The sequence below is a fragment of the Bacillus sp. SIMBA_074 genome, assembly GCF_046534555.1.
Lineage (GTDB): Bacteria > Bacillota > Bacilli > Bacillales > Bacillaceae_G > Bacillus_A > Bacillus_A mycoides.
The window spans coordinates 16348-29189 of sequence record NZ_JAWRYM010000037.1 but is presented as its reverse complement, the minus strand read 5'-3'; the positions used below and the strand labels follow the sequence as shown (position 1 = coordinate 29189).

Below are 12842 nucleotides of genomic sequence, written 5' to 3'. Positions count from 1 at the left end.
ATAAGAGGGAGGAGGTTAATTTTCGAAAGAGGGGAGCAACATGAGCAATGTTAACCCTATGTTTGAACCTCGAAAACAATCTACTACAATAACAAACTTACAACCTCGTAAAATTCGTTCTGATAAAAAGAAAGACGTAAAAATCCCCGTAAATGAAATACAAAGGCAACTAATAAGAACCTCAGCATTCAAAGAAGGAATAACAACTACACAATATATGTCCAAATTAATCACAGAGCACCTCAGAATTGATTATATAAATGAGATACATGCATATGACTATAAAGATACCAAAAAGTACATTCATGCGAAATTGGATCAGGGAGCGCACTCTAAGCTTGTCCAATTAGCAATCGAATGGGGAGTTTCACAACGAGCAGCCGCAACACGTATTTTATGCTTCGCATTACGCACAATGTAAGGAGTGACAGCATGTACAGTAAATACGATGTGATGACAAAAGAAATCCAACTTATGAGCGCTAATAATTGGTGGGAACGAACTAAAATTGAATTAAAATTAAAAGATAAGTATCGATTTGAAGTTAAAATGCTCAAAATTTATTTATTCCGAATGAACATCATAATTGAAGATATGGAAGAGGAAGAATACGAGTGTAATGCTAGTGACTTAGCTGAAATATTAGTGGAGGACTTTCTCGAACATATAAGGTCCAAGAACAGTATGGAACAGTTATATCAAATCCTAGAGAGTAAGAAGCATTATACAGATTACGAATTAGAATTTAATGAAAACGATGAACGTTATGGAACGATAGATGTGAAAATTGATAGGAAGACATTGCGCCGGATTGAAGTATTCTTTTCCGATATGGCTCATTCATTCCCACTACATGGATATACCGCTGATAAATTGATTAACATCCTAATGTGCGATTATATGAAGTATTACGCTGAAGAACCGGGCAAAAAACTCTCCTTACTGAAACGTAGATTTTCGTAGAAACTTGTCATCTATATACCATTTTTAAGCCCCTATTTTTAGGGGTTTATTTTTTGTGTAATGAGGACATTACTATAGATAACAATTTTCATAGGGAGTGAGTAGTGTGTGGAGGTTTAGATGGAAACAGACAAGGACGCCACTTGGTAAATTTTTAGATAAACATAGAATCGAACAGGAATGGTTGATTAGAAAATCGGGACTTGGAAGAAATACAATTGGTGATTTAGCGAATAATCCAGACCGATCGCCAACAAGGAAGACAATGCAGAAGATATTGAAGGTATTGAGGGAATTTGATTCGAGGGTTAAGGCTGATGATTTTTGGGATATGTAAAATTATCGTTAGTATTCTGAATGTCCTCAAAAACAGTTCAACATTAAGTTTATGTTATAATTAAATTATAAGACAATTCAGAATAATAAAAGGAGAGATTTACATGGCGAACAGAACATTTGCAGATTTTTTAAACGAAAAAGGGTATAAAGCGTTTTACATTGAACCGGAGGATGGAGATAATTTTGTAAAAGGAGAAGCTATTTCTATAAATGATGAACAGTTTCTGATTAGCGATATTCACAAAACTCACTATTGGGAAGAGTATCGTAAATACCTCAATCGATTAAAAGAATAAAACGATTGTTAATTCTACAATCAACTAGGAATGGAACTCATGTTCGTGTATAATAAACATAAATTACACGAATCGGGGGATCATCATGGAAAACGAAAACTGGGGAGTGCCGAAAATAAAGGGGCGTGGAATGGTGAAGTGGCAACCATTTGCTTCACTTCCGGAACAATTTGAAGGAATCAGAGGAATACTGAACGATTTAAATAAAACACCGAAGCCGGTCGTTAGTGAAGATATGAAAGAACAAATTGAACGTAGCCTTATTCATTCGATGCAGAGTAAAGAAGAAATACTGATTTCATTTTACCGCGACGGTATGATACAAGACATGTACATAAACGTGCTACATATAGAACCGATGCTCAAAACCGTGTATTGTACGGATGCTTTTGGTTTGGATACAGAGTTTAAATTTTCGGATATTATAAATGTTAATTAAAACAAACGTCAGTTCCTATGATAAGAACATAAAAACGGGATAGTATTCACTAATATATTCCAATATGATAAAAGAGAAAGGGGAGATTAACATGGCAAAAGATACAGTAAGAAGAAATCAAGCAGGAGCTGTAATTCACAATGATATAAATGATTTCATGTTTTTAAACATACCTATGATTCTCAAAGAGGATGATGCACCACTATTTGAAGTTCTTAGTGTTGGCACTGCTGGAAAAGATAATGTAGCAGCGGTTTCAATGGATAGAATTAAAATGTCAAGGAACGTCATACAAATAGCAACGATTAGAAACAATGATGGCAGTGTACAAGCTTATCGTTTGCCTTTCGAACTAGATGAGTGGGTCCATTCTTGTATGAATGCTGCTTACAATGGTCGTAATCCATTTCCATGCAAAGTAGCATTTGGTATTATCGATAATAAATTTTATGTTGAATTCAAATAAAATAAGCCGCCTCCACCAAAGGAGACGGCTCTTGTTTTTACTTCACATACACATAGGCTTCATTTGCAGTTACATAGTATGTTTTACCTTTACTATTGTGCACTTTGTATTGCGACGATCCATTGACAGTTACTTTCGCATCAATCGTGAATCCTAATCCCTCATCTACAGAACCAACAACATCTTTATCCTGCCAAGAAGCAGAATCATAGAAACGTAGGTTGTCCACTTTAGAAATAACACGCTTACCTACAATAGATGAATCCACCGTGCTTTTCTTACTAAACTTCACATAAGACGGATCGTTTTTAACCCATTGCTCACCGCCAAGATTTAACCAACCGTCTTTTTCTCCCCACACAATATATGATTCTGGTTTGTTTAACTGACGAATTTTAGAATAGCTTGTACCAGGTCCTTTACGTAAGTTAACGTTAGAACCTTCAATATAAGCAATACCATCTGTTACAGCTGTTGGCACTTCTGCTGGCTTAGATGGTTTTTCAGGAACAGAAACATCTACACTAGAATTATTGTATGCACGTTGTACATCTGCTCTAAATTGCGCTTCAGATACACCATGGCTACGTAAGTAATCAAGTGGGTCTTCATGGTCTGTACCGCCAAGGTACTTCGTCACATCATAGTGAGTCCATAATCCTTTTTCTACAGATAAACCGCGGTCACGTAGAATTTTAGCAAGTAACTTCACGTATTTATCATAGCTGCGTTTGAATTTATCATAATCTGCTGTTTCGCAAAGCTCTACATGTACAAAGCGTTTATTTGCACCAGGTCCACCCCCATAAGCAATATACTTTGTATCCGCAATTTGAATTGTTTCGTTCCAATCGACTGCATAGTGAACGAATGCGTTTCTCCATGTACGAGACTCATACTTTTGAATATTAATAGCCGGAGCTTCTGGAGTAGCCGTGGAATGAGCAACAACACCCTCGTAAGCACCTACACCATAACGGTATGGTTGTTTTGGTAAATCAGGAATAATAAGTGTTCTATCAGCAAAAGCCCCTGTTGTGAAACTTAACAGGAGCAATAGAGTCATAAATACAGAGGAAGCTAGTTTGATTGATTTTTTCATTTATTATCAACATCCTTTTTCGTAATTTTAGAGTGGTCATATAATCCACTTGCTGATAAACCAATGATGATTCCCTGGAATACGTTCATTTTTATGTCAAATGGCAAAAATAAAACGCCTAGCAGAATGCCAAGCGTTAAATTAAGCAACGGAATATATTTAGTTTGTAAACCAAGCATTTTCGCCACTTGGGATAAAGCTACAACAACCGCAATTATTACACTGACTTCAACCATCTTATACACCTCCTTTCAATAACAATCCAATTAGCGCAGTTACAATCGCCCCAATGATAATTCGAAGAATCCATGTTGTATTTGCACTGATTTTATCTAATGTCTTGTTAATATTGATGATTTCGCGATCATGGCTAGTTGTTCGAATATCCAAGTTACGAATGTCACCTTTCATTTCTTTTTGTTCTAACTTGATTTCGTGAATATCATTCTTCAATTCTTGCAACTCATAGTTCACTGTGTTTTCCATGGTCTACTCCTTTCAAATCAAAATAAAAAGAGAAGCACATTACGTGCCCCTCTTAATCTATAAAAGCCGTATTTTTTTATAGTTTTTCTATTCAACCTTTAAACCATTATATAAAGAGTATTTGCTCAAGAAATTTATGGTAATATTAAATACGCATTATCTATATAAAGGAGAAAAAGATGAATAAACGTTACTTAGAATTAGATTCACTACGCGGGTTGGCTGCACTATCTGTACTATTTTATCATTGTTTAAGGATATTTCCATCCCTTGATGTTGGAGCTCCTGATTTCGCTAATGATAGCGATAATTGGTTTATTAACGCTTTACTCAATACACCTCTACGAATATTATGGTCTGGACACGAATCAGTAATATTATTCTTTATTTTGAGCGGATTCGTACTATCCCTTCCGTATTACGCAGGTAAGAAGATAGAATATAAAACATATATATTAAAAAGATCGTTGCGTATTTATATTCCATTTTTTGTAGCAACCGCTATTGCGATTGTAGCAAACCTTACTTTATCAGAAAACGGAATTTCTACTTATAGTGATTGGTTTAACAGAATTTGGACTTATGAAACTTCATTCTCAGATATTATGAACCATGTTTTGTTTTTAGGTGACTATAATGCAAATCAGTATAATACTGTTATTTGGTCGTTAGTGCATGAGATGCGAATTTCTATTATTTTTCCTTTTATAATGTTTTTCGTGTTTCGTTTTAATTGGAAATATAATATAGGTCTTAGTTTTGCATTAAGCTTAATCTCATTTGTGTTACTTAAAGTGTTTATACCTACATCAAACATTAATTTTATAATTACCATTCATTACATTTCAATGTTTATAATAGGTGCATTATTAGCAAAATATATCGACGTTATTTCTAATTATTATAAGAATCTCAGTAAGTCTAGCAAAGTTATTGCGTTTTTAATTGCCGTAATTTCATATACATACGCTGGACTATTCTCTAACATTGAGATAATACATAAGTTCCTTATTGATGAATATGCAATCGCAATTGGAGGATCTTTATTTATTATTATCGCCTTATCATCTGATGCTTTCTCGAAATTCTTAAACTTAAAGCCTGTATTATTCTTAGGTAAAATTTCATATAGCTTATACCTTTACCACACAATAATACTATTCTCAATGATTTACATTTTCAATGGCATACTGCCTATTTATATAATCTTATTGTGCACAATTGTTTTATCTATAATTGTTGCAATCATTACTTATTATTTAGTTGAAAAACCGTCTATGAGATTAGGTAAGGTGTTAACAAATAAAAAACAAGAACATAATAAAGTAGCTTAAACCGGATAATTATATATCCGGTTTTTTTATTTTTTTTTGCTAGATAGTTGTTATTTTTATCAAACAGTAAAGAAAAAACCAAAAGGGAAAAGATAGCGCACAGCTATAACGAATACATTTGACAAAGTTACCTGTATCTTTCATATAATCCTCCTATTTCCCATCTATTTATTATATACATTAATTAATAAATGTTAACTTACTGTGGATTACATGTGAATTTAATATTAAATTGAAACAGACACGAATACATATGCTATGGCTGAAGACATATTCTGATACGCTGTCCCGTTTGTCCATTTGATAGTAAAACTATCGTCTCCCGTGTTAAATGATCCAGCAAGTGGAATCGATAGAAAATCTGGCGTTCCAGTTACTTGTATAATAGGATTAGCTCCTACTTTAGGGAGTATGTTGCTGTCGAGCGATACTTTAACGTCTGTTCCGCTTAGAGTTAATGAAGAAATACCGAACGATTTAAAGTTTGGACTTAAATCAACAGTGCCGTTTGAAAGTCTAACTAAACCTTGAGCTAGCGTTACTGGGCTACCGTACATTTCACTGACACTGATTTTCAAGTTACGGTATTCGATATCTACAGTTTGGTTCTGAGATCCCCATTTACCCAATACCACTGTTCCGGAGTTTACACCCGATCCATATGGGATAAGTACGCTTAGTTTCATTCTTGTCCACTCTTTAGAAGTAGTGCGCGTGCTATCTAAGTTAGTAAACGTTGTACCACCATCCGCGGTTGTATCTATACCTAGTCTGACTTCACCTTGTAATGCCCTTACTGTCACTTCAACTTCTACCAACATTCCGTCACGAAATGGGAAATAGAATTCCTTCACGGCTGGATCTCCACTTGCACCAGTACATTTCAGAATATTATTGTTAACTGTGACAGTTCCAGTTCCAGATACCCTATCATTAAAACCGTATTTAAAATTTTGATCTACACCAATTTGAATCATTTATTGTGCCTCCTTAATACGATTACTCATAAATCGTGTAATACCAATAGATTTTATTTTTTGAAGAATATAAGCATTATCTATAGTCCATGCCCCTACATCTACACCTTTACTTCTTGACAATTCAACTAAAGACGGTTTATTTAGTAGAACATTATAATCAGACAACATAACAGCATTACCATCACTTGCAGCTAAATCCAACATTTCTAAGAACTTCGCTTCTGTTCCAACTAAATATCCAATTGTTATCTTCGAATTTAGTTCCCTTACCTTTGTTAAGTCACTTGCGATGAAAGATTGCATAATCGTGGCATTTTCCCATCCATATTTAACAATTAAATCCACCATTAATGCAATATCCGTTTGCGAACGATATCCTTTGATTTCAGGATAAATATACTTTGAATTTCCACGAGATGCACTTAACCATTCTTCAAAAGTAGGGATAGTTACACCGGTAAAGTAAGGGCGTGCTTTTGAAGCGTCCAATGCCTTTAGTTGCGCTAATGTCATATCTTTAACATTTCCTGTTCCGTTAGTAGTACGGTTAACTGTACTATCGTGAATAACAACAGGGATACCATCCGATGAAATTTGCACATCACATTCCCACGAATCAAAACCATTCAAAGTTGCTATGCTATACGCAATCATCGTGTTTTCGGGCGCAATACCAGCGCATCCACGATGAGCTATTGCTTCAACTTCTCCGACTTTAATAGATAACTTTTTAGATAAAATCCCAATTTGATTCGTATTTTCAGTTGATTTTGCTAATGCTGAATCTGCTGTTTCTTTCGATTCAATGAGTGCATCAACATCGACACCTTCAAGCTTCTCATTTGCTTCAATAATCTTTTGAATAACACCAAATTCATTTGTGGACTCGATAGCCTCATCACTTGCAAGCGATTTACTAACTTTAAAATAGAATGCTTGTGTATCAATCGTTCTATCTTCTTCTTCGATGTGGACTTGAGCAATAACGTCACCGGCAGCAGCTAATGTTTGTGTTTTTAAAACAATTTGGTATTTCCCTTTTAGAGGGTTAATGGGTTGACAATCATTTTGGAATACTCTTGTTCCATCTGGTTTTTTGAATGACATACGTACAGATTTTGCTAGACTTAAATCCAATTCTTCATTCATTTTTGTTAAGTTTAATAACAACTTAGCTGAATTTAAATCATTTTGCGAAAAGCGGATTACTTCTGGCGTATACGCATCTTTTATTAAGTCAACAGTGATTTCGTAAGTTTTGAATATCATATAACCACTCCTTTATAAAATAAAAAAGACCAGCTTATGACTGCTGCTCTGATTTCTAATTTATTAATTTTTGGATTAATTCTTCTAAAGCTGTAATTCGCTTCTCTTGATCCACCTCCTTAAGTTTTTGTGCTTCGAGTTCTTTCTCTAATTCGTCTACACGAGTATCTGTATTGCGTAAAGACTCCACAGTACCATTTAAATTTATAGTATTTTGATTTACCTTCACGTCTACCTCTTGAATAGCTTGCATTGAGATAGAAACAGAGCTGTATAAAGTGACTGCGTTTTTCTCAGGAGTTGTAAATACGCCATCAGTATCTTCAGCAATCATGCCGTAGTTTACAGGTAAAATGTCAATCTCACCCGCATTGTATTTTTCAACATCGGTAATTAGGTTGTAACACTTAATGCTTACAGAGTTCACTTTTTCAAGTGCTGAGAAAGGTAAATCCTCAATGTTTGTTTTAATTTTACGTGTAGACGTAGGCACAAACTCTAACGCATACATTCTTCCCTGTGCTGATATATTTTCAGTAGCTCGTAGCGTTCTCAGTTTAATGTCCCGAAAATCGTCACCTGTTGCACTTTTAATCTGTAATCCATCGCCTACATAGTCAGGATGTCTTGCAACCCTGAACATAATCTGATTAGCAAACGTAAAGTCTACATCGCCTTGATTAGTTGGCGCTAAATCTTTAATTACCATTGAAGGGAATGACTTGTTATCACTTGTATAGAAATTAAAGTAGCCACGTTTAGCAGTAAAGTAGATATCTTTAGAAGCGCTCATAGTTATAAACCCTGTAGTACCACCTGTTGAACTAGCAGCGAGATTAATGTTTCCGTTGACGTTATTAATACTCATATCGCCTTGAGAACTAATTTCCATCGCTCCATCATAACGATAGAAGTTAATGAAAGAAGATTTTGTTATGTTGTTTCCGCTCATTCCAGTTGCGATACCGATAGAAGCGACTGAATTTGTAAATACGTTAGAAGCTACAGTTGTTTGATCAATAACAAGAGATCCATTTAATGTTCCTGCCGTTGTGTAATCATTACCTAATACAACTGCAGTTGTGATATTACCATCAGCTCTATTAATAAAACCGAAATACCCCCTGCTTTGCCCTCTACCATACAATGTCATGTTCTGAGCGTTTAACCTTATCTGATCGTTTCCTGAACCACTTGGAGCTGTTTGAATAGTAACACCTTGCAAAGTCTGAGCTTTAAGGTGTTTCGCTTCAATATAACCGTTTAGGTAAATCTTATCTGCTTGAATCAATACAGATTGAGCTGTTTGGTTAATCGTTGAAGCTACGTCTCCTGATTTAACTCGTAAACTGATTTCTTCGGCTTGTAACTTTATTTCTGACTCATGACGTTCTACTATAGCTTTACTTCCGAAGCGGTTATCAGAATCAATCATATTGTACACTTCAGTTTTCTCAGCTCGTAAGGAAATAGCTTTTGTGTTCTGATCGATGTTAGTCTCCATAGTTGTAACTTTAGAGTTAAACTCAGAAGTAGCGACTTTCTTAGCGATCTCCTCAATCATTTGGTCGTAGTTTCCCATGTCTTTAGGGTTCTCCATGAACGTAGAAGGCGTAGTCCCTTGCTGTAGCATCGGCTGAGAGAACCATACGTTACCGTTTTTCCGGACATACATACGTACGTTAACTGAGTTAGCTGCACTTGTAGGAGCGTCTAATTGGATAGACAGTTGAGTCCATACACCTTCCTTTAAGTTAGCTTTGAGATACGTTATCTTATTAGCTACTTGAGTGCTGCCATTTCTAAACGTAAGTTCTATAGCTCCGTCTTCGTCAATCTCGCTTAAACTAGGGGTGAATGCCCATACAGAGAAAATATAAGCACCTGAATCTGCTACGATTGGTGCACTCTGATTGATACTTGTAAACTTAGCGTCTGTCTGCCCTGTATTGTTAATCTGTACAGAGTTATAACCCTCGTGGTTTCTTGAGCTCGTAGCTGTAATAGTAGCTCCTATGCCTGTTCCTCTAGTTTCCCATTTAGTTATAGACGGCTTACGTTGAGTAACTATCCCTGTAGAACTATCGATAGTTCTATCTTCAAAAGCAGTATTAAACAGAACGTTCGTAGTCCCTAATCCGCCTACATAGGCTTGCATTTGTTTGTCAGAGATTTTTGACTTTACAGCCTCATTAGTAAGCTCAAGGTCTCTTTTTATCCCTTCAACATCCGGAACAACAGTTTCCCATATCGTTCCTGTCCATATTTTTAAAATACCAGGTTTACCATTACTAATATCACGCCATAATGTTTTATTAGGTTTAAGGTCCGCGGCAGGAGGCTTAACGCCTTCTATGATATCGACCATATTTTGATCCATATAATCTTTTGTAGCATTCGCTAAATCTTTAGCTGTTTTTGATTCTTCTACTGCAGTGTCCGCTTTATTTTCCGCTTCAATTACTTTATCTTCTAATGCAGCAAACCATTCTTTCGATACTTTATCGTTAATCATGGAAAGCATCTTTTGATACAGTCTATTCAACATTTCATCCTGGTTAACGATCTCTACGAAATTACCAAACGTATATTTATTTTGGCGTGGATCTTTATGGGATTCGTCTCCTGCGATAGCTCTCGCTTCTAAGTAAAGAGTTGGCTTCATACCTTCATCAATGATATGAATCGTGTCACCTTCATTTACTTGTTCATGTTCGTATTGAAACACGCGAGATATATCAACAGAGTCAACTTCGTAAGTAACGATGGTATCAACACGTTTTTTTAACTCTGTTTTAGCTAATGTTAACAAGCGTGCAGGTGTCATATCTTCATTTTCAGATTCTGGCGTGTAGAATCCGAATTGATGCTTTCCGTCCACATTCCAACGCTGATACGATGCATCATCAACGATGTATTGCAAACCATTGTTTACAGACTCAATCGTGATCATTTTATCGTTTCCATCTGCATCTTTACCCATAATAAATGGCACTAATGCTGTAATAACATTCTCAGAGTTTTCTATTCGTTTTACACCTAATAGATCTTTGCCGAGTGTAATTTCTTTATTCGTTTCTCTACCACGCTTTTTAACGAGATCAATATATCTTGTTGGTGGTTTATTAGTGTTCATAACAATTCGATATTGGATTTCCATACCATCGAATAGAGCAGAAACTTGATGAATGAATTTTAACGGGCTTGTAAATTCTGTGATTGTATAAGAACGTTTACCTACAGCTTCGATAATACCTACTTCCCACTCATTACGAGCGGTAGCAAATGACATGTATTGTTCGGCGCTCCAACTATTAATGGTTTGCGGTGATAAGTAATTGTCTTTGTCTAATGAAATCCATTCACCAGAAGCGTATATAGTGACCGTATGAGCGTCTGAATCTTTTTCTGTAGAAGTAATAACATAAGGGACAATAACGCCTGGACGCGTCTCTTTTAACACTAAATTATGTTGTTGGATGTAATCTAGAAACGGAGAATCTTCCAATAATTTAAAGTCTAGAATATCGGCGTTATCTTTAATTTCCCAGTGTCTTAAATCTTCTAAATAATCTTCTGGTTTTAAAGAAGCGATAACACGCTTTGATTTAAAGTCTACAATGTGTAAATCTCCGCTTGTTTTTCTCATTACTTGTACCTCTCCCTATATGTTATTTGCGCAGTTCCTATACTTAAAGGGCGTACAATAATTTTGTTGTCACCTCGCTTTACCATAGGGAATCTACTGAAAATATCTTTTAATCCTATTGCGTTTTTACCGTTAATCGTTACTAACGAACGTTCTGTATCTATACTTATTTTGTCCCCGACATCGAATATATAAGGAGTTTCATCCACGTTTAAAGTGTTTATCTTCCAAAACTTTACGTCTTCGATATACGCTATATCTGCAGGTGGATTAGCGCCGTATGCGATACAACCAATAGCAATTTTAGCTACAGCTCTACTTGTCATCTGGTTACTGTCTGAATCATCGCGCCACCTTCGAACATAGCTAGCATCATCAATCTCGGTATTCTTGCGATACTTAGCAAAATAGAAGCTCCATTCTTTGCCCCTGCGAGCTACTGAAACGTGTCCTCTAAAATCATTAAATGTATCAGAGTACATTCCCATCTCGTCAGAAATCCATTTTCTAGATGCTCCAGGATCAATGATAGCTTGAGCGGTTGTCATTTCATGGCTCATGTATTCATCAGACATAGCAAGTTCGACAATTACTTTATCACTAGCATCTAACAGCATCACAACCGTTTTTCCCATCCTGTTCCAATGATCAGATCTAAAACTCATCATTACATCCGCTCTAAAATCCTGAACAACTCCGGCGTTAGATGGTAGGTCACGCTTCATAAAAGGCCCGTGCCATTCGTCAGCTGCTCCTGTTCCATAAGATGCAGGTGTAAATGCATAAGCTCCTTGAACTTTCATAGAACCAGAGCATTTATAAATCCCCATCGTTCCGGTTGCTGCTGTCCATGTTGCCAAGTTATTCATTTCATCCCATACAAGACGTTCATCTTGCTTTACAACCTTAGTTTTTATACTTGTAGGATAACCGATCCTGAAATAGTCATCGCCGTTCCAAACATCTAAGAAAGGGCTTTGAATGGCTGTTGTAACATCAATAATTGGCATTGATTCTACAGTTCCTCGATTAGCAATATCAGCTTGAAAATTACCGTCTACGTTATTAGCAAATGTTTTCGTTTGTACTGCACCTAATTTATAAGGCATAGGGCATACAAAATTTAAAGTTCCTTTTCCTCTGAAAATCAATTCTTCAATATCTGATTCGCCATCGATAACAGCCATATACGTTCTATCTGGTTCGTCATCAAAAATCAGTTCGCATGGTTGATCGGTTACGAGCCAATCCGCTAAATCTTCTTTTACTTTTTGCATAGTGCTAACGTTTGACGATTTAATAATAACTGGAACTTCTATGGTTCTTACATCAACGTTAGTTTGTAATAAATACCCTCCTGGTTTAGAAGGTACCTTTAAAATATCTCTCTCAACAGGAGACCATGCCGGACGGCTAAATCCCATTAGAATAAAGATGTAGTCTTTACGTATTCCATTAAATGAAAAGCTTCCTGACATGTATTTCCCTCCTTTCCGTGCATATAAAAACACCTCCACTC

General features: G+C 35.9%; 14 protein-coding genes. 7 read left to right on the top strand and 7 right to left on the bottom strand.

What is annotated here, in order from left to right; all coding sequences use genetic code 11:
* Positions 1–40: 40 nt before the first annotated feature.
* From SB773_RS26235 to SB773_RS26210, 6 genes are all read left to right on the top strand, one after another.
* A complete protein-coding gene (locus tag SB773_RS26235) occupies positions 41–421 on the top strand; it encodes a hypothetical protein (protein WP_410593063.1) in 381 nt (126 codons plus the stop codon).
* A gap of 11 nt (positions 422–432) precedes the next feature.
* Positions 433–963 carry a hypothetical protein gene (locus SB773_RS26230; RefSeq protein WP_410593061.1) on the top strand — a complete coding sequence of 177 codons (531 nt, stop codon included), beginning with the start codon at positions 433–435 and terminating at the stop codon, positions 961–963.
* Between the two features lie 106 nt (positions 964–1069).
* Positions 1070–1300 carry a hypothetical protein gene (locus SB773_RS26225; protein ID WP_000267988.1) on the top strand — a complete coding sequence of 77 codons (231 nt, stop codon included), beginning with the start codon at positions 1070–1072 and terminating at the stop codon, positions 1298–1300.
* Between the two features lie 103 nt (positions 1301–1403).
* Positions 1404–1598, top strand: coding sequence for a hypothetical protein (locus SB773_RS26220; protein WP_410593059.1), 195 nt, complete (start codon positions 1404–1406; stop codon positions 1596–1598).
* An 85-nt stretch (positions 1599–1683) separates the two neighbouring features.
* The gene (locus SB773_RS26215; RefSeq protein WP_410593057.1) at positions 1684–2037 is read left to right on the top strand and encodes a YolD-like family protein; all 354 of its coding nucleotides are present in this window, start codon (positions 1684–1686) and stop codon (positions 2035–2037) included.
* Positions 2038–2128: 91 nt separating this feature from the next.
* Positions 2129–2503 (top strand): hypothetical protein, encoded by a 375-nt coding sequence (locus SB773_RS26210; protein ID WP_410593055.1) that lies wholly within the window; start codon positions 2129–2131, stop codon positions 2501–2503.
* Positions 2504–2540: 37 nt separating this feature from the next.
* Here the strand turns inward: SB773_RS26210 and SB773_RS26205 are convergent, their stop codons facing one another.
* The 3 genes from SB773_RS26205 to SB773_RS26195 are packed head-to-tail and all read right to left on the bottom strand — an operon-like array spanning position 2541 to position 4091.
* Entirely contained in the window at positions 2541–3605 is a 1065-nt protein-coding gene (locus SB773_RS26205; protein WP_410593053.1) for an N-acetylmuramoyl-L-alanine amidase, read from the bottom strand.
* A complete protein-coding gene (locus tag SB773_RS26200) occupies positions 3602–3841 on the bottom strand; it encodes a holin (RefSeq protein ID WP_085313722.1) in 240 nt (79 codons plus the stop codon). The genes SB773_RS26205 and SB773_RS26200 overlap by 4 nt, the downstream gene beginning before the upstream one ends.
* A gap of 1 nt (position 3842) precedes the next feature.
* Positions 3843–4091 (bottom strand): hemolysin XhlA family protein, encoded by a 249-nt coding sequence (locus tag SB773_RS26195; RefSeq protein WP_410593050.1) that lies wholly within the window; start codon positions 4089–4091, stop codon positions 3843–3845.
* 179 nt (positions 4092–4270) lie between these two features.
* Between SB773_RS26195 and SB773_RS26190 the strand changes: the two genes are divergently transcribed.
* On the top strand, positions 4271–5425 hold the full coding sequence (locus SB773_RS26190) for an acyltransferase family protein (protein ID WP_410593048.1): 1155 nt from the start codon (positions 4271–4273) through the stop codon (positions 5423–5425).
* 227 nt (positions 5426–5652) lie between these two features.
* Here the strand turns inward: SB773_RS26190 and SB773_RS26185 are convergent, their stop codons facing one another.
* From SB773_RS26185 to SB773_RS26170, 4 genes are read right to left on the bottom strand one after another with little or no spacing between them, the layout of a single operon-like run.
* Complete coding sequence (locus SB773_RS26185; RefSeq protein ID WP_410593046.1) at positions 5653–6402, bottom strand: hypothetical protein; 750 nt, start codon at positions 6400–6402, stop codon at positions 5653–5655.
* Entirely contained in the window at positions 6403–7674 is a 1272-nt protein-coding gene (locus SB773_RS26180) for a glycerophosphodiester phosphodiesterase family protein (RefSeq protein WP_410593044.1), read from the bottom strand.
* A 55-nt stretch (positions 7675–7729) separates the two neighbouring features.
* Positions 7730–11323, bottom strand: a complete 3594-nt coding sequence (locus SB773_RS26175; protein WP_410593042.1) for a phage tail spike protein — start codon at positions 11321–11323, stop codon at positions 7730–7732.
* Positions 11323–12801 carry a distal tail protein Dit gene (locus SB773_RS26170; RefSeq protein ID WP_410593040.1) on the bottom strand — a complete coding sequence of 493 codons (1479 nt, stop codon included), beginning with the start codon at positions 12799–12801 and terminating at the stop codon, positions 11323–11325. Before SB773_RS26170 ends, SB773_RS26175 begins: the two co-directional genes overlap by 1 nt.
* Positions 12802–12842 lie beyond the last annotated feature (41 nt).

Coding starts and splice junctions, on each gene's coding strand:
- SB773_RS26215 (WP_410593057.1), top strand. CDS start 1,684: ATGGAAAACGAAAACTGGGGAGTGCCGAAAATAAAGGGGCGTGGAATG.
- SB773_RS26210 (WP_410593055.1), top strand. CDS start 2,129: ATGGCAAAAGATACAGTAAGAAGAAATCAAGCAGGAGCTGTAATTCAC.
- SB773_RS26190 (WP_410593048.1), top strand. CDS start 4,271: ATGAATAAACGTTACTTAGAATTAGATTCACTACGCGGGTTGGCTGCA.
- SB773_RS26180 (WP_410593044.1), bottom strand. CDS start 7,674: ATGATATTCAAAACTTACGAAATCACTGTTGACTTAATAAAAGATGCG.
- SB773_RS26170 (WP_410593040.1), bottom strand. CDS start 12,801: ATGTCAGGAAGCTTTTCATTTAATGGAATACGTAAAGACTACATCTTT.
- SB773_RS26230 (WP_410593061.1), top strand. CDS start 433: ATGTACAGTAAATACGATGTGATGACAAAAGAAATCCAACTTATGAGC.
- SB773_RS26175 (WP_410593042.1), bottom strand. CDS start 11,323: ATGAGAAAAACAAGCGGAGATTTACACATTGTAGACTTTAAATCAAAG.
- SB773_RS26220 (WP_410593059.1), top strand. CDS start 1,404: ATGGCGAACAGAACATTTGCAGATTTTTTAAACGAAAAAGGGTATAAA.
- SB773_RS26185 (WP_410593046.1), bottom strand. CDS start 6,402: ATGATTCAAATTGGTGTAGATCAAAATTTTAAATACGGTTTTAATGAT.
- SB773_RS26235 (WP_410593063.1), top strand. CDS start 41: ATGAGCAATGTTAACCCTATGTTTGAACCTCGAAAACAATCTACTACA.
- SB773_RS26195 (WP_410593050.1), bottom strand. CDS start 4,091: ATGGAAAACACAGTGAACTATGAGTTGCAAGAATTGAAGAATGATATT.
- SB773_RS26205 (WP_410593053.1), bottom strand. CDS start 3,605: ATGAAAAAATCAATCAAACTAGCTTCCTCTGTATTTATGACTCTATTG.
- SB773_RS26200 (WP_085313722.1), bottom strand. CDS start 3,841: ATGGTTGAAGTCAGTGTAATAATTGCGGTTGTTGTAGCTTTATCCCAA.